The organism is Bartonella sp. AP19HLJMH, assembly GCF_042196245.1.
GTDB lineage: Bacteria > Pseudomonadota > Alphaproteobacteria > Rhizobiales > Rhizobiaceae > Bartonella.
On record NZ_JBHIPX010000061.1, the window covers coordinates 1 to 1,213 of the forward strand.

Genomic DNA, 1,213 nt, shown 5'->3' on the forward strand with positions numbered 1-1,213 from the left:
AAAAAAGCTGCACTATGCGTGCAGCTTTTTATGTATTTGCTTTAAAGGTAGACAGGTAGATGTTTTAAAGCATGAAAGTGTCCTTACGGCTTCTATAACCATAATAGCCAAAAATACTGGAAATAATGGCGCCTACCAGACTTCCTAAAAAGCCCCACCACCCCATATTGGAGGCTGTTTTTGTGGCTTTAGTTGCAGTGTTTTTTGCTCCCTTGATCGTATCCTCAAGATTGTCTGAGAGTGTTTCTGCCCGTTCTTCAAGGACTTTGATGGCTTTTTCGGTCTTTTCCTCTGCGCTTTGATAGAGTTGGACGGCATGGTTGGCTGCTGTTTGTGCATCCGAACGGGACATGCCATCTTTTATGAGGGCATTGATGATATCACTTCGATCAAATTTTGTCGTGAGATCTTCTACACGATCAGACAGGCGCTCACCAAGATTTTTTAAAGTGGTGCGATAGTAAGAAGGATCATTTTTGAAAGCTGTTATCGCAGAACCAATATCATTGAGTGCAGCTTGATAGGTTTGTTTTAAGCGATCAGGGTTGAGAGCAGGAATGTCACTTTTATTGAGAAGGGAGTGCAATTCACTCCTAAGTTGGTCAAAATTGATATCATTGTCACTATTTTTTGCAAAAAACTGTTCAAGACTTTCGCTGTTTAAGTTTGCAAGTATAGGGGAAATATTGTTTTTTAGGCTGTCAACGGTTTGTTGGACCATGGAGCTGTTTTCTAGAGCCGTTTTAGCTCCTATCTTTGCTGTACTAGAAACCACGTGGATGGCTTGGAGGGTCATCAGCAATGTTATGAGAGCCCAGGTGAGAAAGCCATGAAGAATCCCTGAGGTTTCAGCAAAACGTCCAGCTACAAAGCCTCCCAAGGCTAGGCTAATCAGTGTAACGATAACAGAACCCACGCCAAAGGAGAGGAAAGAGCCTTCAAATGGGGTTGAAGAAGTGAAATCCATTTGGCTTAAGCCTAAAGCGGCAACCAGAAAAGAAAGGCAGATTGAGGTGGCAAGAGCCGTCACCAGTCCCGCAAAGATTGCGGACCATGAAATGGGTGTGTGAAAGAGTGAATATTTTTCTTCTAGAGATGTTTCTCCTAGAAAATTCGTCTCAAATGGTGTGTTTTCAGGAATGCGAGTTTCCATGTTTTATCTCCTTGAATATGCTGGAGATACAATGCCTTTTTGCAAATTATGTTCCAAAAG

1 protein-coding gene is annotated in these 1,213 nt (G+C 42.2%); it reads right to left on the reverse strand.

Annotated features, from left to right (window positions below):
* Nucleotides 1–64 precede the first annotated feature (64 nt).
* Nucleotides 65–1,153, reverse strand: a complete 1,089-nt coding sequence (locus ACFINR_RS09340; RefSeq protein WP_375654230.1) for a DUF3792 domain-containing protein — start codon at nt 1,151–1,153, stop codon at nt 65–67.
* Between the last annotated feature and the right edge of the window lie 60 nt (nt 1,154–1,213).

Bases quoted from the DNA above. Each gene is read 5' to 3' on its own strand.
- ACFINR_RS09340 (WP_375654230.1), bottom strand. From the start codon at position 1,153: ATGGAAACTCGCATTCCTGAAAACACACCATTTGAGACGAATTTTCTA.